At 70.0% G+C, this 20,440-nt stretch carries 15 protein-coding genes; 10 read left to right on the top strand and 5 right to left on the bottom strand.

Annotated elements, in window-relative coordinates:
- Positions 1-51: 51 nt before the first annotated feature.
- The 3 genes from CYJ26_RS00370 (at position 52) to sucB (ending at position 4,906) form a co-directional block, all read left to right on the top strand.
- Positions 52-1,620 carry a leucyl aminopeptidase gene (locus CYJ26_RS00370; protein WP_244901977.1) on the top strand — a complete coding sequence of 523 codons (1,569 nt, stop codon included), beginning with the start codon at positions 52-54 and terminating at the stop codon, positions 1,618-1,620.
- A gap of 176 nt (positions 1,621-1,796) precedes the next feature.
- A complete protein-coding gene (gene lpdA / locus CYJ26_RS00365) occupies positions 1,797-3,170 on the top strand; it encodes a dihydrolipoyl dehydrogenase (RefSeq protein WP_024036600.1) in 1,374 nt (457 codons plus the stop codon).
- 38 nt (positions 3,171-3,208) lie between these two features.
- Positions 3,209-4,906 (top strand): 2-oxoglutarate dehydrogenase, E2 component, dihydrolipoamide succinyltransferase, encoded by a 1,698-nt coding sequence (gene sucB / locus CYJ26_RS00360; protein WP_101637759.1) that lies wholly within the window; start codon positions 3,209-3,211, stop codon positions 4,904-4,906.
- A gap of 87 nt (positions 4,907-4,993) precedes the next feature.
- Here sucB and CYJ26_RS00355 read toward each other — a convergent pair whose 3' ends face one another.
- Positions 4,994-6,583, bottom strand: a complete 1,590-nt coding sequence (locus CYJ26_RS00355) for a protein kinase domain-containing protein (RefSeq protein ID WP_101637758.1) — start codon at positions 6,581-6,583, stop codon at positions 4,994-4,996.
- A gap of 115 nt (positions 6,584-6,698) precedes the next feature.
- Here CYJ26_RS00355 and lipB point away from each other — a divergent pair, with 115 nt between their 5' ends.
- The 7 genes from lipB (at position 6,699) to CYJ26_RS00320 (ending at position 13,844) form a co-directional block, all read left to right on the top strand.
- Entirely contained in the window at positions 6,699-7,382 is a 684-nt protein-coding gene (gene lipB / locus CYJ26_RS00350; protein WP_101637757.1) for a lipoyl(octanoyl) transferase LipB, read from the top strand.
- Between the two features lie 81 nt (positions 7,383-7,463).
- A complete protein-coding gene (lipA, locus tag CYJ26_RS00345; protein WP_006549849.1) occupies positions 7,464-8,489 on the top strand; it encodes a lipoyl synthase in 1,026 nt (341 codons plus the stop codon).
- 27 nt (positions 8,490-8,516) lie between these two features.
- Positions 8,517-9,239, top strand: coding sequence for a DUF4191 domain-containing protein (locus CYJ26_RS00340; RefSeq protein WP_006549850.1), 723 nt, complete (start codon positions 8,517-8,519; stop codon positions 9,237-9,239).
- A gap of 138 nt (positions 9,240-9,377) precedes the next feature.
- Positions 9,378-10,802 carry a type I glutamate--ammonia ligase gene (gene glnA, locus CYJ26_RS00335; RefSeq protein ID WP_101637756.1) on the top strand — a complete coding sequence of 475 codons (1,425 nt, stop codon included), beginning with the start codon at positions 9,378-9,380 and terminating at the stop codon, positions 10,800-10,802.
- A 240-nt stretch (positions 10,803-11,042) separates the two neighbouring features.
- Positions 11,043-11,987, top strand: a complete 945-nt coding sequence (locus CYJ26_RS00330) for an ABC transporter substrate-binding protein (protein WP_006549852.1) — start codon at positions 11,043-11,045, stop codon at positions 11,985-11,987.
- A 73-nt stretch (positions 11,988-12,060) separates the two neighbouring features.
- Positions 12,061-13,044, top strand: a complete 984-nt coding sequence (locus CYJ26_RS00325; protein WP_034236317.1) for an amino acid ABC transporter permease — start codon at positions 12,061-12,063, stop codon at positions 13,042-13,044.
- Positions 13,041-13,844, top strand: coding sequence for an amino acid ABC transporter ATP-binding protein (locus CYJ26_RS00320; protein ID WP_006549854.1), 804 nt, complete (start codon positions 13,041-13,043; stop codon positions 13,842-13,844). The genes CYJ26_RS00325 and CYJ26_RS00320 overlap by 4 nt, the downstream gene beginning before the upstream one ends.
- Before the next feature lie 19 nt (positions 13,845-13,863).
- Here CYJ26_RS00320 and CYJ26_RS00315 read toward each other — a convergent pair whose 3' ends face one another.
- From CYJ26_RS00315 to CYJ26_RS00300, 4 genes are all read right to left on the bottom strand, one after another.
- A complete protein-coding gene (locus tag CYJ26_RS00315; RefSeq protein WP_180950806.1) occupies positions 13,864-14,589 on the bottom strand; it encodes a class I SAM-dependent methyltransferase in 726 nt (241 codons plus the stop codon).
- A gap of 109 nt (positions 14,590-14,698) precedes the next feature.
- Positions 14,699-15,361, bottom strand: coding sequence for a histidine phosphatase family protein (locus CYJ26_RS00310; protein WP_024035472.1), 663 nt, complete (start codon positions 15,359-15,361; stop codon positions 14,699-14,701).
- A 114-nt stretch (positions 15,362-15,475) separates the two neighbouring features.
- A complete protein-coding gene (locus CYJ26_RS00305; RefSeq protein ID WP_101637754.1) occupies positions 15,476-18,988 on the bottom strand; it encodes a bifunctional [glutamine synthetase] adenylyltransferase/[glutamine synthetase]-adenylyl-L-tyrosine phosphorylase in 3,513 nt (1,170 codons plus the stop codon).
- 2 nt (positions 18,989-18,990) lie between these two features.
- Positions 18,991-20,322: a glutamine synthetase family protein gene (locus CYJ26_RS00300; protein ID WP_006549858.1), complete on the bottom strand. Its 1,332-nt coding sequence runs from the start codon at positions 20,320-20,322 to the stop codon at positions 18,991-18,993.
- Positions 20,323-20,440: the final 118 nt, after the last annotated feature.

The following is a 20,440-nucleotide window of genomic DNA, read 5'->3' as shown; positions in this document are numbered from 1 at the left end:
GTGCCCAGCCACGTCACCGACTGTGCGGCCCAGGACACTACCATTGCCGGGGTGAGCACCACACAGAGCGCGCCCAGCAGCGCCAGCCAGACCACTTTGTCCCTGACCAGCCTTCCTGCGAACCAGGTCCAGGCCCAGACCATCGTCCTAGCGGCCGTGCGTGAGGCAGGCACCTCGCCTCGCGCACGAGTGCTGACCGACGGCGTCGACACCTCCGGCCTGGACGTGGAGGCCTTGGAGCAGACACTGTCCGCTCTCGGCTACACCGCAGGCCTGGACGAGGTCGTGCGCCTGCACTCGCGCGGCCTGGGTGAGGTCACCGCCGCCACCCTGCTCGTGGTGGGCACGGGCACGGACCTGGAGCTGGCCGCGCAGGCCGACGCCGACGCCGTGGCCCTGGGCGGTACACGCGCCGGGGTGCTCGCGCGAGCTGCGGCCCGCGCCGTGCGCGAGCTGGCCGGGACCGACTCGGCCGTGCTCGCCCTGCCGGCCGCTGACGCCAGCGACCTCGAGGCCGTGGCCCGCGGCGCCGCCGCCGGCGGTTACTCCTGGGCGGGGCGCGTTCCTGCGCCCACAGCGGCACTGACTGAGGCCGTCATCGCCACCAGCCTCGCCGGTGAGGCGGCCGAGCAGGCCCTGGCGCGTGCCAGCATCCTTGGCGGAGCGCTGCGACTGACCCGTGATCTGGTCAACGAGCCTCCCAACCGTCTGACTCCGCAGACCTTCACCGAGCTGGCCCAGCGCGTGGCCCAGGACTACAGCCTGGAGATCGAGGTCCTGGACGAGGTTGCCCTGGCCGAGGGCGGCTTCGGCGGGATCGTGGGTGTGGGCCAGGGATCGGTCCACCCGCCGCGCCTGGTGCGCGTGAGCTGGGTTCCCGAGGCAGCGGCACGCCGTGTGGCGCTGATCGGCAAGGGCATCACCTTCGACTCCGGCGGCCTGTCCCTCAAGCCGCCGGCCTCCATGCCGGAGATGAAGTCTGACATGGCCGGTGCTGCCACCGTGCTGGCCACGGTGGTCGCCGCCGCCCGTCTGGGGCTGGAGGTGCGGGTGGACGCCTGGCTGGCACTGGCGGAGAACATGCCGACCACCGACGCCCAGCGTCCCAGTGACATCGTCTCGATGTACGGGGGTACCACGGTCGAGATCACGAATACCGACGCCGAGGGCCGCCTGGTCATGGCTGACGCGCTGGCGAGGGCCGTGGAGGACGAGCCTGACGCGGTGCTCGACGTCGCCACGCTGACCGGCGCCCAGATCGTGGCGCTGGGCGAGCGCGTCAGCGGCGTCATGGGGACGCCGGCCCTGCGCCAGGCCGTCACCGAGGCCGCCGTGGCCGCTGGCGAGGCCTTCTGGGCCGTGCCGCTGCCCGAGCACCTGCGCGCCAACCTCGACTCTCCCTTCGCCCAGCTGCGCAACGCCAGCGTCGGCAACCGCGCAGGCGGCATGCTCGTGGCCGGCCTGTTCCTGCGCGAGTTCGTCGGCCAGGTCCCCTGGGCCCACCTGGACGTGGCCGGACCGGCCTTCAACGACAAGTCCGCCTGGGGCGGGGTGCCGGTGGGTGGCACCGGCGCCGGCGTGGCCACGCTGGTCGAGCTGCTGCGCTCGATGGCCTGCTAGGAGGCCGACGGCGTCGCCAGCCACCCCACCAGATGAGGTGACCCTTCTCACGGCTCGGTCAGGACCCTAGTCCTGACCGAGCCGTCTGTTCAGTGGGTGCGGGAGCCGCGGAGGTGAAACAATGTGCAGCGTGCCGGGCCCCGACTGGGCGATGGACAGAACTGAGGAGAGTTTTCGTGACAGACACCGTCTACGACATGGTCATCCTGGGCGCTGGCTCGGGCGGCTACGCCGCAGCACTGCGCGGGGCCCAGCTGGGTCTCAAGGTCGCCCTCATCGAGGCTGACAAGGTCGGCGGCACCTGCCTCCACCGCGGGTGCGTTCCCACCAAGGCCATCCTGCACGCCGCTGAGACGGCCGATGCCGTCCGTGAGGCTGGGGCCCTGGGCATCCAGGCCGAGCTGCACGGCATCGACATGGCCGCCGTCGGCGCTTACAAGGACGGCATCATCACCAAGATGTACAAGGGCCTGCAGGGCCTGGTCTCCTCGCGCGGGATCGACCTCATCACCGGATGGGGCAAGCTGGTCTCCCCCACCACCGTCGAGGTTGACGGTAAGGCGATCACCGGCAAGAACGTCATCCTGGCCTCCGGCTCCTTCTCCAAGACCATCGGGCAGACCATCGACGACAAGGTCATCACCTCCGAGCAGGCCCTCGAGCTCGACCACGTCCCCTCCTCGGCCGTCATCCTGGGCGGCGGGGTCATTGGTGTGGAGTTCGCCTCCGCCTGGGCCTCTCTGGGTACTCAGGTCACCATCATCGAAGGCCTGCCGCGCCTGGTCCCCAACGAGGACGAGGCCATCTCCAAGCAGCTGGAGCGCGCCTTCCGCAAGCGCAAGATCGCCTTCAAGACCAAGACGATGTTCAAGTCCGTGGACCGCACCGCCACGGGCGTGACCGTCCACACCGAGGACGGCAAGTCCTACGACGCCGAGCTCATGCTCATCGCCGTCGGCCGCGGGCCGGCGACCGCCAACCTGGGCTACGAGGAGGTCGGCGTGTCCATGGACCGTGGCTTCGTCCTGGCTGACGAGTACGGCCGCACCAACGTTCCCGGCGTGTGGGCCGTGGGCGACATCGTCCCCGGCGTCCAGCTCGCCCACCGCGGCTTCGCCCAGGGCATCGTCGTGGCGGAGAAGATCGCCGGTCTGGACCCGACCCCGGTCGATGACGTCAAGGTCCCCAAGGTCACCTTCTGCGAGCCCGAGATCGCGTCGGTCGGCCTGAGCGAGGCCAAGGCCAAGGAGATCCACGGCGAGGACGCCATCACCACCGCCGAGTTCAATGTCGCTGGCAACGCCAAGAGCCAGATCCTGGGGACCCAGGGCTTCGTCAAGCTGGTTTCTCTCAAGGACGGCCCGATTCTCGGCTTCCACGCCATCGGCGCACGCATGGGCGAGCAGGTCGGCGAGGGCCAGCTCATGGTGAGCTGGGAGGCAGACGCCGACGACGTCGCCTCCCTCGTCCACGCCCACCCCACACAGAACGAGACCCTCGGCGAGGCCGCTATGGTGCTTGCTGGCAAGCCCCTGCACAACCACGGCTGACACGTCGGCGTACCGCAGAAGAGATCAAAGGAAGACAGATGTCTGAATCCGTCAAGATGCCCGCCCTGGGCGAGTCCGTGACCGAGGGAACCGTCTCCTCCTGGCTCAAGGCCGTAGGTGACACCGTCGAGGCCGACGAGCCCCTGCTGGAGGTCGCCACCGACAAGGTCGACACCGAGGTCCCCTCCCCCGTCTCCGGCACCCTGCTGGAGATCAAGGTCGCTGAGGACGAGACCGTCGAGGTCGGCACCGTCCTCGCCATCATCGGTGACCCCTCCGAGGCCGGTTCCGCTCCCGCTCCGGCCGCACCGGCCCCCGCTGCTGCGCCCGCCCCAGCTCCGGCCGCCGCGCCGGCGCCCGCTCCTGAGCCGGCCGCTGCACCTGCTGCCGGCGCGGGCGAGGGCACCGAGGTCACGATGCCGGCTCTGGGTGAGTCCGTGACCGAGGGAACCGTCTCCTCCTGGCTCAAGGCCGTGGGTGACACCGTCGAGGCCGACGAGCCCCTGCTGGAGGTCGCCACCGACAAGGTCGACACCGAGGTCCCCTCCCCCGTCTCCGGCACCCTGTTGGAGATCAAGGTCGCCGAGGACGAGACCGTCGAGGTCGGCACCGTCCTCGCCGTCATCGGCACGCCCGGCGCAGTGCCTGCCGCGGCTCCTGCTCCCGCTGCACCGGCCCCTGCTGCTGCGCCCGCCCCGGCTCCCGCAGCACCTGCCGCGCCCGCCGCGCCGGCGCCCGCTCCTGAGCCGACCGCTGCGCCGTCGGCCGCTGCTGTGGCCTCGGCCGCCTACGTCACCCCGATCGTGCGCAAGCTCGCCCGGGACAAGGGCGTGGACCTGACCACCGTCACCGGTACCGGTGTGGGCGGGCGGATCCGCAAGCAGGACGTCGAGGCCGCTGCTGCCGCCGCTGAGGAGGCCCGCAAGGCCGCCGCCGCGGCTGCGGCTCCCGTCGCTGCCGCTCCGGCTGCTCCTGCGGCTGCCGCCAAGCCCTCGGCCAAGCCAGCCGTGGACACCGAGTTGCGCGGCACGACCCAGAAGATGAGCCGCCTGCGCCAGGTCATCGCGACCCGCATGATCGAGTCGCTGCAGACCTCGGCCCAGCTGACCACGGTCGTCGAGGTGGACGTCACCCGCATCGCCGCCCTGCGCGCACGCGCCAAGAACGACTTCCTGGCCAAGAACGGCACGAAGCTGACCTTCCTGCCCTTCTTCGTCCAGGCAGCCACCGAGGCGCTCAAGGCTCACCCCAAGCTCAACGCCACGATCAACGGCAAGGAGGTGACCTACCACGACGTCGAGCACATCGGCATCGCGGTGGACACCCCCCGCGGCCTGCTGGTGCCCGTGGTCAAGAACGCCGGGGACCTGAACATCCCGGGCCTGGCCAAGCACATCAACGACCTGGCCGCTCGCACCCGCGACAACCAGGTCAACCCCGATGAGCTGTCCGGCTCGACCTTCACGATCACCAACACCGGCTCCGGTGGCGCGCTGTTCGACACCCCGATCATTAACCAGCCCGAGGTCGCCATCCTCGGCCTGGGCGCGATCCAGCGCCAGCCGCGCGTGGTCAAGGACGCCGACGGCAACGAGGTCATCGCGATCCGCTCGGTGTGCTACCTGGCGATCTCCTACGACCACCGCCTGGTCGACGGCGCCGACGCCTCGCGCTACCTCATGACGGTTAAGAAGCGTCTGGAGGAGGGCGACTTCGCCGGCGAGCTCGGGCTGTAACCCGGCTCGGCTCCGTCTCACCGACAGCGGCGGGGCACCACCCAACCAGGGTGGTGCCCCGCCGTCGTCTCGGTCTGCTGTCCTGGCTCACCTCGTCGCTTGGCCCTCGGCCACTCTCACTGGCGCCTGGGCTACCTCCGCCACCCGCCACGGCTCGGGCAGCAGGACGAAGACGACCTCCTGGGCAGGCTGCACCGGCACGCGCCGGGACCCCGCCGCCTCGACCAGGGTGTAGGCCTGCTGCGTGCGGGTCAGCTGCACGGCCACGGCGCCCGGCCAGCGTGCCGCGGCGGCCTCAGCAGGCTCCACCTCATGCACACCGGCCACTGCCGTTGTCAGGCCCTGGACCCGAGCGCCTCGGCTGACTATGCCGGCCAGGAGCTCGGCGTCAGCCAGGGCCGCAGGAGAGCCAGGCACGGTGGTCGATGCCAGCGCCGTCGCGTCCGCCTCCTCCAAGGCCTGGTCCCGACGTGCCACGAGCGCGACGACGGCGCGCCGCAGCTCCTCAGGCCTGCCCGGCCGATCGGGCTGCGTGGCCTGCACCGAGGAGGTCTGGGCCTCCACCGCCACCTGCCGCCCCGGGCCAAGGAGCAGCGCCAAGCACGTGACCACGATGACCGGGGCGCTCACGCCCGCCACCGCCCACACCGCCCGCTTCCACCACCCGCGCCGCCGGCTGGAGTCGCTACGACGCGCCCGGGGGCCTCCCCGTGGCGCCCTGACCGCACGTGGAGCCCGGACCGAACGGTGCGTGCGTGCGTCGCGCCCGATGGGCGTGAGAGCCCGGCGCGCGCCGCCTGGACGACGTCGTGCAGGCTTCGTCCGCGTGGGTACCGCCAGCTGCCCGCGCAGCGCCGTGGCCTGAAGGAGCGCTTCCTGCGGCAGCTCAAGGGGCCGAGGACGTCCCAGCTCCTCGGCTCGCGAGGCAAGCTCCGCCGCGCTCGGGCGGCGAGCCGGATCGGCGCTCAGGGCATCATCGACCACCGCGTGCAGACGCGCCTGAAGGGCCAGGGTACCCTGGGCGCACGAACGCAGCACCGCTGCCAGGCCGTAGACGTCGGTGGCCAGCGTGGCGTTACCCCCACGATCCTGCTCAGGAGCCGCCCATCCAGGCGTACCGGTCTGCGTGGGCGCGCCCATGAGGTCCACCAGGACGCCGTGGCCGCCCGTCGTGACCATGATGTTGGCCGGGCAGACGTCCCCGTGAACGATGCCAGCCTCGTGCAGGCGCGCCAGGCCCGCGGCCACCTCCTGCAGCAGCGTCGCCGCCTCGCCGCGAGTCAAGCTGCCCCTGGCGGCTAGCAGGACACCAAGATCGACCCCCTCCACCAGATCCATCACCACCGCCAGGTACTCACCCGCCAGATCCAGCACCGCACGGACCGCCACCACGCCAGCCGTCTCCAGCTCTCGCAGTACCTGAGCGCGCTGACGCAGCTCGCGGCCACGCCGCCCAGGTGGGAGCCGGAGCACACGCACCACCAGGTCGTGGCCCTGCTCATCGACCCCACGCAGCACGGCGCTGGACGCGGTTCGGCCGGCAGGAACCAAAGGCTCAGTGGCCAGGCCACGAAGCTCCAGCTCCTGGGCCACCAGGACCTGCTCACTCGTCTCGGGCCGGCTGGTCCCCTGCACCCTGGCCACCTGGGTGCGCCGTGCCCGCGTAGTCCGTCTCATGGCCTCATGCTCACCATGCTCGCCCCACCGTGCCAGCCGGCCCGGTACGGCTGTGGACACAGCCGAGCGATCCGCCGTCGTCCACAACCGTGCGCCGCGGCCTAGGCTGGCCCGCGTGCAGCGACTTGACCTCGACCTCGCCTCCCGGCTCGTGCCCTACCCCGAGGCCCGCGCCCTCCAGCAGCAGGTGCATGATGAGGTCGTCGCCGGTACCCGGCCCGGCACGCTCATCCTCGTCGAGCACGAGAGCGTCTACACCGTCGGCCGGCGCGCGCACTCCTGGGAGCGTCCTGCCGGCGACGTCGTCGAGCCTGGGCACGTGCCCGTCATCGAGGTCGACCGCGGGGGCAAGACCACCTGGCACGGGCCCGGCCAGCTGACCGTCTACCCGATCGTGCGCCTGGCCAGCCCCATCGACGTCATCAAGTACGTGCGCGCCCTGGAGGCAGCCGTCATGGAGGTCTGTGCGGCCTATGGCGTCAGGACTATGCGGGTCGAGGGCCGCTCGGGCGTGTGGGTGCCCCCGGCGCCCGGCAGCCCGCCGGCCGCGCGTGAGCGCAAGATCTGCGCCCTGGGGGTGCGGGTGGCGCGAGGAGTGACGCTGCACGGCATCGGTCTCAACGTCGACCCGGACCTGGCGGCCTTCGGGCTGGACCGGATCATCCCGTGCGGGATCGACGACGCCGGAGTCACCTCCCTGGCTGTCCAGACCGGACGCCACCTGGCCACCAGCGAGCCGGCCGACGCCGTGGTCGCCAGCCTCCAGGAGCATCTGGCACCGTTGACGGCCGAGGGCTGAATCTGGGCCGTCGGTCCCACACGGCGGCAGTACGGGCATAGGATCGGTTCGCACCTGCCACTGGCCAAGGAGGAAGAGCACGTGACGGACACGATCGCCCCGCAGGGTCGCAAGCTGCTGCGTGTCGAGGCGCGTAACGCCGAGACCCCCATCGAGCACAAGCCCAGGTGGCTGCGGACCAAGGCCGTCATCTCCCCCACCTACCAAGAAGTGCGTGGGATGGTGCGGGACAAGCAGCTGCACACCGTGTGCGCGGAGGCGAACTGCCCCAATATCTACGAGTGCTGGAACGACCGTGAGGCCTCCTTCCTCGTCGGCGGCGAGCTGTGCACCCGCCGCTGCGACTTCTGCGACATCGCCACCGGCCGCCCCACGGCCTACGACGAGGACGAGCCGCGGCGCGTGGCCGCCTCCGTGGCGGAGATGAACCTGCGTTACGCCACCGTCACAGGTGTGGCCCGCGATGACCTGCCCGACGGCGGCGCCTGGCTCTACGCCGAGGTCGCCCGCCAGATCCACCAGGTGCTGCCGGGCTGCGGCGTCGAGCTACTCGTGCCGGACTTCCGTGGCAACCCCGATGCCCTGGCTGAGGTCTTCTCCTGCGCCCCTGAGGTCTTCGCCCACAACCTGGAGACCGTCCCGCGGATCTTCAAGCGGATCCGTCCCGCCTTCTCCTACGAGCGCTCACTGTCCGTTCTCCAGCAGGCCTCCGCCGCGGGGCTGCTGACCAAGTCCAACCTCATCCTGGGCATGGGCGAGACCCGCGCCGAGGTCGAGGAGGCCGTCGACGACCTCGTGGCCAACGGCGTCGACATCCTCACCATCACCCAGTACCTGCGCCCGTCCAAGCTCCACCACCCCATCGACCGGTGGGTCAAGCCCCAGGAGTTCGTCGAGCTGGCCCAGATGGCACAGGACAAGGGAATTCCGGCCGTCATGAGCGGGCCGATGGTGCGCTCCTCCTACCGCTCGGGACTGCTGTGGTCGCGCGCGATGAAGGCCAAGGGCCGCCCGATCCCCGCCGAGATGGCCGAGCTCGCTGTCGCCGGAACAGCCCGGCAGGAGGCCTCCTCTCTCGTGGCTGCAGGCCTGGGCGCACAGGAGTAGCGCTGACTTCGGCTAAGGTGGGCAACCGTGAGCACATCCGCCAGCCCCGCCCCGAAGAAGAAGCGTCGCTTCGGGCAGTACATCCAGAACATCAAGGACTCCTACACCGTCTCCCGGCGTACCTACCCCTGGGTGGGGTGGGCGCTGCTCGCCATCACGGCGGTCATCCTGGCCGCGGCGGTGGTCCTGTCCCTGGTGACCAGCCAGGCTCTGTGGTACTGGCTCATCATGGCCGTGCTCCTGGCCCTCATGGCGGACATGGTCCTGCTGTCGTGGACCGTGCGACGCGCCTCCTACACCCAGATCGAGGGGATGCCCGGGGCGGCTAAGGCCGTGCTGGACCAGATCGGCCGTGGCTGGTTCGTTGAGCCCGACCCGGCCGGGATCAACCCCAAGACCCAGGACGTCGTGTGGCGCCTGGTGGGACGCCCCGGCGTCGTCCTCATCGTCGAGGGCCCGGTGGGACGCACCCACAAGCTCGTGGCTGACGAGTCCAAGAAGGTCACCCGGATCCTGCCCACCGTCCCGCTGCACGTCATCCATGTAGGCACGGGCAAGGGCCAGACACGCCTGATCGACCTGTCCAGGACCCTGCGCCGGCTTCCCACCAAGCCCACCAAGCTCACCAACACCGAGATCACCCAGGTCTCCAAGCGCCTGTCCTCGCTGTCCTCCAAGGGCCTGCCGATCCCCAAGGGCATCGACCCCAACAACGTGCGCCCCGACCGCCGCGCAATGCGAGGACGCTGATCGGCCTGGTCCTGCCGGCCGAAACACCAAGGACACACTCACGGTACGCCAGCGTCACTCCTGGACCCTAACGTTGCCGTGTCAGCGCCGGGCGCACGCGCCTGGGACGCAGTGAACCGACCCTCGCAAGGAGCAAGCATGTTCAAGGACGCCGCCGAGGCACTGGCTTATATCGACAAGGAAGAGGTCGTCCTCATCGACGTCCGCTTCTGCGACCTGCCCGGCGTCATGCAGCACTTCACCATCCCGGCCAAGGAGTTCAAGGCCGAGGCCCTGGTGAGCGGTCTCATGTTCGACGGCTCCTCGATCCGCGGGTTCACCGCGATCCACGAGTCGGATATGAAGCTGGTTCCGGATGTGACCACGGCCTTCCTCGACCCCTTCCGTGAGCAGAAGACGCTGGTGATCAACTTCTCCATCGTCGACCCCTTCACCGACGAGGTCTTCTCCCGCGACCCGCGCTCGGTGGCTGCCAAGGCGGAGAACTACCTGCGCTCAACCGGTATCGCTGACACCTGCTACATCGGGGCCGAGGCCGAGTTCTACCTCTTTGACTCCATCGAGTACGAGACCACTCCGGCCTCCACCCGCTACGCCATCGACTCCGCCGAGGCCGCCTGGAACTCCGGGCGCAGCGAGGAAGGCGGGAACAAGGGGTACAAGACCCCCTTCAAGGGTGGTTACTTCCCCGTCTCCCCCAACGACCAGATGGCTGATATCCGAGACGCTATGGTCCGCACCTGCCAGGAGGTGGGCCTGGACATCGAGCGTGCCCACCACGAGGTCGGCACGGCGGGCCAGCAGGAGATCAACTACCGCTTCGCCTCGCTGCTGGCCGCCGGTGACGACATGATGAAGTTCAAGTACGTCATCAAGAACGAGGCCTGGCGCCAGGGCAAGACAGCCACTTTCATGCCCAAGCCCGTCTTCGGGGACAACGGCTCAGGTATGCACTGCCACCACTCGCTGTGGAAGGACGGCGAGCCGCTGTTCTTCGATGAGCGCGGCTACGGCCAACTCTCAGACCTCGCCCGCTGGTACATCGGCGGCATCCTCAAGCACGCCCCGAGCCTCCTGGCCTTCACCAACCCTTCCGTCAACTCCTTCCGCCGTCTGGTCCCCGGCTTTGAGGCCCCGGTCAACCTGGTCTACTCCGCACGCAACCGCTCGGCGTGTATCCGGATCCCGGTCACCGGCTCCTCCCCCAAGGCCAAGCGCGTGGAGTACCGGGTGCCGGACCCCTCGGCCAACCCCTACCTCGCCTTTGCCGCCGTGCTCATGGCCGGGATCGACGGCATCCGGGGTCGGATCGAGCCCCGTGAGCCCATCGACAAGGACCTCTACGAGCTCGCTCCCGAGGAGTACTTCGACATCGACAAGCTGCCCTACTCCCTGGACCAGGCTCTGGACGCCCTGGAGGCTGACCACGACTACCTCACTGAGGGAGACGTCTTCACCCCTGACCTCATCCAGACCTGGATCGACTACAAGCGCGAGCACGAGATCGCTCCGCTGCGCCAGCGTCCGCACCCCTACGAGTTCGAGCTCTACTACAACCTCTGAGCGAGAACCTCTGAGCAGGCCTTGTAGACAGGGTCCCGATCCGCTGCGGATCGGGACCCTGTCCGTATGCACCCCTTCTGGAGCCTTCCATGTGGCCAGAACGACACCGTTCTATGCGATTTTGACTGCATACTTATACGCCGAACCGGCTATTGTTGCTTCTGGACCTACTCGCAGCGGTCGGGTCCACGCTCTGTCCAGCGCGCCACCCCGACCACGTACCTCCCCAGGAGCCCTCTGATGAAGCGCCTTCCCGCCCTCGCCGCCCTGGCCGCCTCCGCCTGCCTCGCGCTGACGGCCTGCACCTCCGCCTCGGATCTCAAGACCGACGACGCCGCCTCCTCCGGCGCCTCGGCCGGCACCAGCGCCGAGATCCCCAGCTTCGACGTCTCTGGTATCGCCAAGCAGGACGACATCGCCGCGATGCTGCCCGAGTCGATCTCCTCCGACGGCAAGCTCACCATCGGCGTGTCCGCCGACTACCCGCCGGCCGAGTTCCTGGACACCTCCAACCAGCCCGTTGGCTATGACATCGACCTCAGCCGCGCCCTAGCGGCCGTGCTTGGCCTGGAGGCCACGGCTCAGCACGCCGAGTTCGACTCCATCATCCCGTCCATCGGCTCGAAGTACGACCTGGGCATCTCCTCCTTCACCATCACCCCCGAGCGCGAGGCCTCCACCGAGATGGTCTCCTACATCTCCGTCGGCTCCCAGTTCAACGTGGCCAAGGGCAACCCCACCGGGCTGGACCTGTCCGACACCCTGGGCCTGTGCGGCAAGACCGTCGGCGTCCAGACCGGCACCGCCCAGGAGGAGGACATCCAGGGCTTCAACGAGGACTGCCAGGCTGCGGGCAAGGACGCGATCGACATCAAGTCCTACGCCCTGAACTCCGACGCCACCACCGCTCTGGCCGGCGGCACCCTGGACGCCGTCTTCTCTGACTCCACCGTGGCCGGCTACGCCCAGATCCAGACCGGTGGCGCCGTGGAGACCGCTGGCAAGGTCTTCGACGCCGCCCCGCAGGGCATCGTCATTGCCAAGGGCGACGAAGCCACGGCCAAGGCCATTCAGGCAGCCGTGCAGTACCTCATGGACGAGGGCATCTGGAACGACATCCTCACCTCCTGGGGTGTGGACACCTCCCAGGCCCTGACCACCGCGGAGATCAACCCGGCCGTCTGACCCGGCGACACCTGACCATCGTGCCTCAGGGGCTCGCGTCCCGAGGCAGGACCCCGTGCGAGGACCACTACTGATGACTACCTCTTCTGCTCCCTCGCGGAGCACCGCCCCGGCCTCCGGGGTCGTCCTCAACAGGCTCAAGCCTGTTCCCCACCCCGGTCGCTGGATCTCAGCAGCCGTCGTCGCCCTGCTTGTGGCGATGCTGGTCCACGGCCTGGTCACCAACGAGAAGTTCCGTTGGGACCTGGTGTGGTTCTACTTCCGCTATGACGACGTCGTACGGGCCGTCGGCTGGACGCTAGCACTGACGGTGGCCGCTATGCTCATCGGTATCGTGCTGGCAGCGGCCACGGCCGTGGCTCGTCAGAGTGAGAACCCGGTGCTGCGCTACGTGGCCTACGCCTACGTCTTCTTCTTCCGTGGTACCCCGATCTACACCCAGCTGGTCTTCTGGGGCCTGCTGCCGGCGCTGTACAACAAGCTGAGCCTGGGTGTGCCCTTCGGGCCAGAGTTCTTCGTCTTCTCCACCAAGGAGGTCTTCTCCGGTGCGGTCGCAGCCATCCTGGGCCTGGGACTGAACGAGGGCGCCTACCTGTCTGAGATCATGCGCTCGGGCCTGAACTCGGTGGACGCCGGTCAGCGCGAGGCCGCCTCGGCCTTGGGGATGTCGAACGGCACGATCCTGCGCCGGATCATCCTGCCCCAGGCGATGCGCGTCATCGTGCCGCCCACGGGCAACGAGACCATCTCCATGCTCAAGACCACCTCCCTGGTGCTGGCTGTCCCCTTCACCAAGGAGCTGACCTTCGTCGCCAACAACGTGGGCAACCGGCTCTTCCAGCCCATCCCCCTGCTCATCGTGGCGGCGTTGTGGTACCTCATCATCACCTCCATCCTCATGGTGGGCCAGCACTACATCGAGAGGTACTTCGGTCGCGGCTTCGACACCGTCGGCACGCCCTCCCCGCGTGCCCACCGCGGCATGTCCAAGCGCCAGCAGGCCATCCTGGACGCCGGCACCACCACCTCCGACCCGATGATCGAGTACACGCCATGACCACGACGACCACTGACCACGCCCCGACCGACAAGGTCCGCATCCGTGGGCTGCACAAGCTCTTTGGGGAGCTGCACGTCCTCAAGGGCATCGACCTGACCGTCGCCCCCGGATCCGTCACCGTGCTCATCGGTCCCTCCGGCTCCGGCAAGTCCACGCTGCTGCGTTGCATCAACGAGCTGGAGTCGATCGACGCCGGTCGGGTGTGGGTCGACGGCGAGCTCATCGGGATGCGTGAGGAGCAGCGTGCCGACGGCAGCGTGCGCCTGCACGCGCTGAGCAACAAGGCCCGTGCTGCCCAGCGCGCCAAGATCGGCATGGTCTTCCAGCGCTTCAACCTCTTCCCGCACATGACGGCCCTGGCCAACGTCATGGAGGCCCCCGTCCAGGTCAAGGGCATGGCCCGCGCCCAGGCACGCGAGCTGGCAGCGAGCCTGCTGGAGCGCGTCGGTCTCGGTGACCGGCTCGGCCACTACCCCTCCCAGCTCTCGGGAGGCCAGCAGCAGCGCGTGGCGATCGCCCGGGCGCTGGCGATGGACCCCGAGCTCATGCTCTTCGACGAGCCCACCTCAGCCCTTGACCCCGAGCTGGTCGGCGAGGTGCTTCAGGTCATGAAGGACCTGGCCGCGGACGGTATGACGATGGTCGTCGTCACTCACGAGATGGGCTTCGCCCGTGAGGTGGGCGACCAGCTGGTCTTCATGGACGAGGGCGTCATCTGCGAGTCCGGCCGGCCCACCGATCTCCTGGACCACCCGCGCGAGGAGCGCACCCGCGCCTTCCTGTCCTCTGTGCTCTAAGGCCTGTTCTCGACCTGCCTTACCGTCCGGCCATGACCTCGACCAGCAGCGTCTGGCACGCCCGGAACGTGGTCGGTCCCAGGGCCTGCCCCAGGGCCGTCGTGAGATCCTCACGACGGCCCTGCTCCAGCAGCCGGTAGCGCGAGGTCGTCCCTAGGAGCTCCAGGTAGTGGCGCGTCGGCATCTGCCAGTCCCAGGCATAGACGCGGCGGCGCCCTTCCCTGAGCCTGTCGGCCCCAGGGACCTCCAGCACGGGTTCCTGCGTCCAGCCCCCTCCCGTGTCATGGGCCTCGGTGTCCACGGGCACGGCGGTACCCCACCGACGGTTGCGCTCGCTCACCACCGCCTCGACCCGGCCGGTCTCATGGTGGGAGGCCTTCAGGTGCCAGCCGTTCCACACCAGCGCGGCCATGGCATCGTCGGCCAGCAGACCGGCCAGGCGCACCCAGCGGGTCGCAGGATCGGTCCAGTGCCAGGCCTGGGCGCTGACGAGCAGGTCGATCTTCTCCTCGGTCTGCGGGTCCAGGTCCTCGAAGCTCCCCTGACGCAGCCGCACGCGGGCAGCAAGCCGTTCCTGAGCGGCCCGCTGGCCCAGGACCGCAATCATCTCAGCGCTCGGGTCCAGGGCCGTCACCTGTGCTCCCGCGCGGGCCAGGGTCAGGCTCGCCTTTCCGGTGCCCGCCCCGACGTCGAGCACGCTGCCCTCCAGACGCGCTCCCGCGTCCGCACGCAGGTCAGCCCACATCTGCTCCGGATAGCCCGGACGCAGCCGCTCGTAGTCCTGGGCCCCGAGCTGAAGGAGGCCGCACGGAGGTGACGGTCGGAACGCTGGCTGATCCCGTTCTGCGCGGCGCTCACCGCTGCCGGCCTGCCGGGTCGGCAGCGCGCCACGTCCCTTCCGCCCAGTCCTCCAGGCGCCAGCCATGCTCGTGGTCACCCATGACCACGGAGAAGGCCGTGTTCGTCATGGGATGGTTGGCGATCCAGGCCGGGTCGGCGCCGGCCGCCGTCGCCGCCACCAGGGCGGTCCATACCCGTAGCACCGTGCCGTGAGCCACGAGCAGCGCAGTGGCGTCAGGAGCGGCGACCTGCGAGATCTGCTCGACGACGGCGCTGAAGCGGCCCACCGTGTCCGCGCCGTCCTCGGGCGAGCCGGGCAGCCGGGCGTGCAGACGGCCGATCATCCACGCCCGGGTGGTGTCGGTGTAGCAGGCGATCGAGGCGGCATCGGTATTCATCTCCAGGTCCCCGGCCAGGACCTCCCGCAGACCGGAGCAGATCTGGGCCTGCAGGCCCGTGGCCTGCTCGACGGGGGCGATGGTCTGACGCGCGCGCAGGATGGGCGAGACCCACAGCGAGCTGATGTCCTCCAGGTGCCCGGCCTCACGCAGCCGGCCCGGCAGGCTGGCGGCCTGCGCCAGCCCGACCTCATCAAGGGGGTTGCCTGGGAAGGCGGTGTCCAGGGCACCCATGACGTTGGCGATCGTGCGGCCGTGGCGAACAAGAATGAGCTTCACGGCCCCATCCTGCCAGCAGCCTGCGGCCTGGTGGCTCACCCTGGGGTGTGAGGAGGCTCCGCCAGGCGCGCGGGGTCCACCGAAAAGCAGGGACCACCGAGAGCCAGGGACCGCCTAGGACCACGGATAGGGACCGGTCCCGGAGCGTGGACGCCCGTGAGCCGGCCTGCGCACGACCTTGCCGTGCTTGTCCCCTGCCTTGGGCGTCTGCCCGGCCTCGGGCCGGTCCCCCACGCTCGCCGTCGTCCCGCCCGCTTGGCCAGGACCCGGCGCCGCGTTGCTGACCGCCGCGCTCCTTTCGTCTGCGGCGGCCCGGCCGCGTGGCTGCCCGTTCGCCAGGCCCCCGGCTGGGTCGTCCGGCTCAGGGGCATGGGAGCCGAAGATGAGCCGCGCCGCCACCGGTCTGGCGTGGCGGGCCATGCGGCGGTAGGTGTCCTCCAGATCGCGCTCATGACCTGGTGCCAGACCGATAAGCCGGCCCACGACCCGGATCTGACGCGGGTCAGAGGGCAGGACGTCCACGCGGGCTCCGCCGTCGCGTCCGGTCCCGATGACGTTGGCCGAGCGCAGACGGGTGGCAGTCTCCCAGGAGGCGACCAGCGCCGTCGTCTCCGCCCCGGTCAGCAGCCCGGCCAGGGCGGCGGCCCGCAGCGCGGTCAGGGTCGAGGTCGTGCGCAGCCCGCCCACGCGCCCGGCGTGCTGGAGCTGAAGGACCTGCACGGCCCACTCCACATCGCTCAGGCCCCCCGGCCCGAGCTTGAGATGACGGCCGGGATCGGCGCCGCGCGGCAGCCGCTCGGACTCCATACGCGCCTTGAGACGGCGGATCTGGCGCAGCTCATCGGGCGCCAGACCGTGCTCGGACCAGCGCAGCGGCGCCACGAGGTCCTCGAAGGCGCGACCCACCTGCGCGCTGCCTGCGCAGGCGCGCGCACGCAGCAGGGCCTGACGCTCCCAGGCACCCGACCACCGCGCGTAGTAGTCCCGGTAGGAGTCCAGGGACCGGCTCATCGGGCCCTGACGTCCCTCGGGGCGCAGGTCGGCGTCCAGGGCAAGCGGGTGGGGGCCTACCGTAGTCAGCAGACCGAGGGTGCGCCGAGCCACCTCCTCTGCCTGCGCCGCGGCAGCGCGCTCGTCGGCCCCGTGACGTGGCTGGTGGACAAAGAGCACGTCCGCGTCCGAGGCGTAGGTGGTCTCACAGCCTCCGAGACGGCCCATCGCGATGATGGCGTAGTCCGCCAGGGCCTGTGGCCACCGGCCGTCCTCGCCGGGCAGCTCGACGCCCTCGCCGGGGTCAGTGCTCTCGGCCAGGGTCAGCGCCGTGGCTACCGCGAGCGCTCCGTCCAGCACGGCGTCAGTGGCGTCGGTGAGGATCTGGGCGGTGCGCTCGGGATCCAGACCGTCCAAGGAGTCGGCCAGGGCCGCCCGCAGCAGCTCACGCGAGCGTACCGAGAGCAGGGCGTGTACGGCCTCGACGGCCTGGTCCTGGCGGTGCTCGCCAATCAGGCCTGGCAGACGCCGCCGCACCAGGCGCGTGACCTCCTCGCGCAGCGCTCCACCGGGACGCGGACGCAGCTCAGCGTCATCATCGAGCCACGCGATCGCCTCCGGGCGCTCAGCCAGCCGGTCCGTGGTCCACCTGGCACCGGACAGCACGTGGCACAGGCGCCGTGCCGCCACCGGCGAGTCACGCAGCATCGCCAGGTACCAGTGCGAGCCGCCGATCGCCTCGGACAGACGCCGGAAGGACAACAGCCCTGTGTCCGGGTCGGGGCCGTCCCCCAGCCACCCGATCATGACCGGCAGGAGCTGACGCTGAATGGCCGCGCGCCGGCTGACTCCCTCAGTCAGGGCCTGGATGTGGTGCAGCGCCCCGTCCGGGTCGAGGTAGCCGCCGGCGGCCAGACGCTCGTGGGCGGCGCGCGGGGCCATCGCCATCTCATCGCGGCTCAGCGCCGCCGCGGCGCCCAGCAGCGGCCGGTAGTACACCGACTCGTGGACGGAGCGGACCTGGCGGCGCACCGACTGGAAGAGCTCGCGCAGCTCCTCGGGGTCAGCCAGGTGCTCCCGGTCAATGCCCCGCCCGATCCGCCTCAGGTTCTCCTGGCGGCTAGGCAGCTCATGCGTACGTCGCAGGCGCAGCAGCTGGCTACGGTGCTCCAGCAGCCGCAGGGTGCGGTACCCGTGGTCGAGCACGGCTGCGTCCTCACGAGAGACGTAGCCTCCGGCGCTCAGGGCCGCCAGGGCCCGCAGCGTTCCACGCACCCGTAGGGACTCGTCGGCCCGGCCGTGCACGAGCTGGAGGAGCTGCACGGTGAACTCCACGTCCCGCAACCCTCCCGGGCCCAGCTTGATCCGGCGGTCCTGCGTGCCGGGGCGTGCGGAGTCGTGCTCCACGCGCTGTCGCATCGCCCGTGCGTCGTCCACGAAGTTCTCCCGGCGGCTGGCCTCCCACACGAGAGGAGCCACCCCCTCCTCGTAGGCCCGGCCCAGGCCCGGGTTCCCGGCGCAGGCGCGCGCCTTGAGCAGCGCCTGGAACTCCCAGGAGGAGGCCCAGCGCTCGTAGTAGGTCAGGTGCGAGGCGAGCGTGCGCACCAGGGCCCCGTCCTTGCCCTCCGGACGCAAGCCGGTGTCCAGCGGCCACAGGGGCGGCTCCGTGCCGGAGGCAGAAACCACGCGGGCCAGCTCCGTAGCCAGGGCCGTGCCCGTGATCAGCAGCCGCTCCTCTCCGGCTTGCGCGGCCTCGTCAGCCGACCCGGTGGCGCAGGCAGCCGGGGCGACGACGTAGACGACGTCGACGTCGGAGATGTAGTTGAGCTCGCAGGCCCCGGTCTTGCCCATCGCGATGACGGCCAGGGCCACCTCAGCTGCTGCCGGGCCGACGGCGTGACGCGCCACGAGCAGGCCGGTCTCCAGCGCGGCATCCGCCAGCTGAGCCATCCGGGTGCCGACGACCTCGGTGTGCGCCAACGGGTCCGCAGCGCACAGGTCATCAGCCGCGATGGCCAGCAGCCGGTCACGGTAGGCCACGCGCAGCGCCGCGGTGGCGCGGGTGGTCGCCTGGCTTCGTTCCTGGCATGAGGACAAGGCATCTCGCACTGCTCGACCCAGGACCTGCGCCGCCTCGTGCGGCCCCTCGTCCTGCCACGAGCGCGAGGGGTGGAGGGCCGTCAGGCACTGCGGGTGGGCCACCAGGAAGTCGCCCAGCGCGCTAGAGGCCCCGAGCACGGCCAGCAGGCGCCTGAGGTGGTGGTGCGCGTTGCCGCGAGCGCCGGGCTCCGCCTGCGGATCCTGTGCCGCGGTCAGCGTGCCCAGGAGCGAGGCGAGCAGCCGGGCCTGGCTGCTGCGTGAGGGACCACGCACCTCGTGCGCCAGGCGGACCAGGGTCAGCAGAGCCAGGTCCGGGTCAGCCGTACGCCCCAGGGCCTGGACCAGGTCCACTGCCGCCGGGCCCAGGCTCGCCTGCGCCGTCGGACCGTGGGAGGCAGGCGGGTCCGCGAGCAGCTCACGCAGCGCCGCGTCCTCCAGGCAGGCGCGTGCGCGCTCGGAGTCCTGGAAGCCGGCCGCCAGGAGCCGTGAGCGCACCGAGCGCTGACGGGCCCCGGTGGGCGGCAGCTCGCCGCCCACGCTCAGGCCTTGGGGAAGAACTGGGAGAGCTCGAAGTCCGTCACCTGGGCGTCGTAGGCACGGTACTCGTGACGCTTGTTGCGCATGAAGAACTCAAACGCGTCCTCGCCCAGGGTGTCAGCCACGAGATCGGACTTGGCCATCGCCCCGACCGCACGCTTGAGCGAGGTCGGCAGGGCCGCGATGCCCAGGGCCTCGCGCTCGCGGTCGGACAGCGCCCACACGTCGTCCTCGGCCTCAGCAGGCAGATCGTAGCCCTCCTCGATCCCCTTCAGGCCTGCTGCCAGGATGACGGCGAAGGCCAGGTAGGGGTTGGCCGAGGAGTCGATGCCGCGGAACTCGATGCGCGTGGACTGGGCCTTGCCGGGCTTGTGCATGGGCACGCGGACCAGGGCCGAGCGGTTGGAGCGGCCCCAGCAGATGTAGCTGGGGGCCTCGTCCCCGCCCCACAGCCGCTTGTAGGAGTTGACGTGCTGGTTGGTCACCGCGGAGATCTCGCTGGCGTGGTGCAGCAGACCAGCGACGAAGGCCCGGCCCGTGGCCGAGAGCTGGTACTGACCGGCCGGATCGTGGAAGGCGTTGCGGTCACCCTCGAACAGCGAGAAGTGGGTGTGCATCCCGGAACCGGGCTGACCGACGAAGGGCTTGGGCATGAAGGTCGCGGTGCACCCCTCCTGAAGGGCTACCTCCTCGACCACGGCCCGGAAGGTCATGATGTTGTCCGCCATCGACAGGGCGTCAGCGAAACGCAGGTCGATCTCGTTCTGGCCAGGGCCTCCCTCGTGATGGGAGAACTCCACCGAGATCCCCATCTGCTCCAGCATGAGGATGGCGCGGCGGCGGAACTCGTGGGCCGTGCCCCCGGCGACGTGGTCAAAGTATCCGGCGTGATCAGTCGGGCTGATGGAGCCGTCCTCGTGGCGATTGACCAGGTAGAACTCGATCTCGGGATGGATGTAGCAGGTGAAGCCCGCCTCAGCCACGCGCGCGATCTGGCGCTCCAGGACAGCACGCGGGTCCGTGCGCACCGCCTCGCCCGCCGGGGTCAGCACGTCGCAGAACATCCGCGCCACGGAGTTAGCACCAGTACGCCAGGGCAGCATCTGGAAGGTCGAGGGATCGGGAGCCAGGAGCATGTCGGACTCGAAGACGCGGGTGAGCCCCTCGATGGCTGAGCCATCAAAGCCGATGCCCTCCTCGAAGGCGCTCTCGACCTCGGCCGGGGCGATCGCCACGGACTTGAGCTGGCCCAGGACATCGGTAAACCACAGGCGGATGAAGCGAATGTCACGCTCCTCGATCGCCCGGAGGACGTACTCCTGCTGCTTGTCCATGCTCGGAACCTCTCTGTGGCAAGGGCCGGTGGCGGGTGAGCCGTCGGTGCGGTAGGTGGCACCATCATGCCGTGCGCGCGTGTCCGGCGCGTTGCACGCGCTCAGGTGTCTCGGGATG

The sequence above is a fragment of the Actinomyces urogenitalis genome, assembly GCF_002861525.1.
Classification (GTDB): domain Bacteria; phylum Actinomycetota; class Actinomycetes; order Actinomycetales; family Actinomycetaceae; genus Actinomyces; species Actinomyces urogenitalis.
Note: the sequence above shows the minus strand (reverse complement) of the source record. Positions and strands in the feature narration are given on the sequence as shown.

Coding starts and splice junctions, on each gene's coding strand:
- sucB (WP_101637759.1), top strand. CDS start 3,209: ATGTCTGAATCCGTCAAGATGCCCGCCCTGGGCGAGTCCGTGACCGAG.
- CYJ26_RS00355 (WP_101637758.1), bottom strand. CDS start 6,583: ATGAGACGGACTACGCGGGCACGGCGCACCCAGGTGGCCAGGGTGCAG.
- glnA (WP_101637756.1), top strand. CDS start 9,378: ATGTTCAAGGACGCCGCCGAGGCACTGGCTTATATCGACAAGGAAGAG.
- CYJ26_RS00330 (WP_006549852.1), top strand. CDS start 11,043: ATGAAGCGCCTTCCCGCCCTCGCCGCCCTGGCCGCCTCCGCCTGCCTC.
- CYJ26_RS00325 (WP_034236317.1), top strand. CDS start 12,061: ATGACTACCTCTTCTGCTCCCTCGCGGAGCACCGCCCCGGCCTCCGGG.
- CYJ26_RS00320 (WP_006549854.1), top strand. CDS start 13,041: ATGACCACGACGACCACTGACCACGCCCCGACCGACAAGGTCCGCATC.
- CYJ26_RS00315 (WP_180950806.1), bottom strand. CDS start 14,589: ATGTGGGCTGACCTGCGTGCGGACGCGGGAGCGCGTCTGGAGGGCAGC.
- CYJ26_RS00300 (WP_006549858.1), bottom strand. CDS start 20,322: ATGGACAAGCAGCAGGAGTACGTCCTCCGGGCGATCGAGGAGCGTGAC.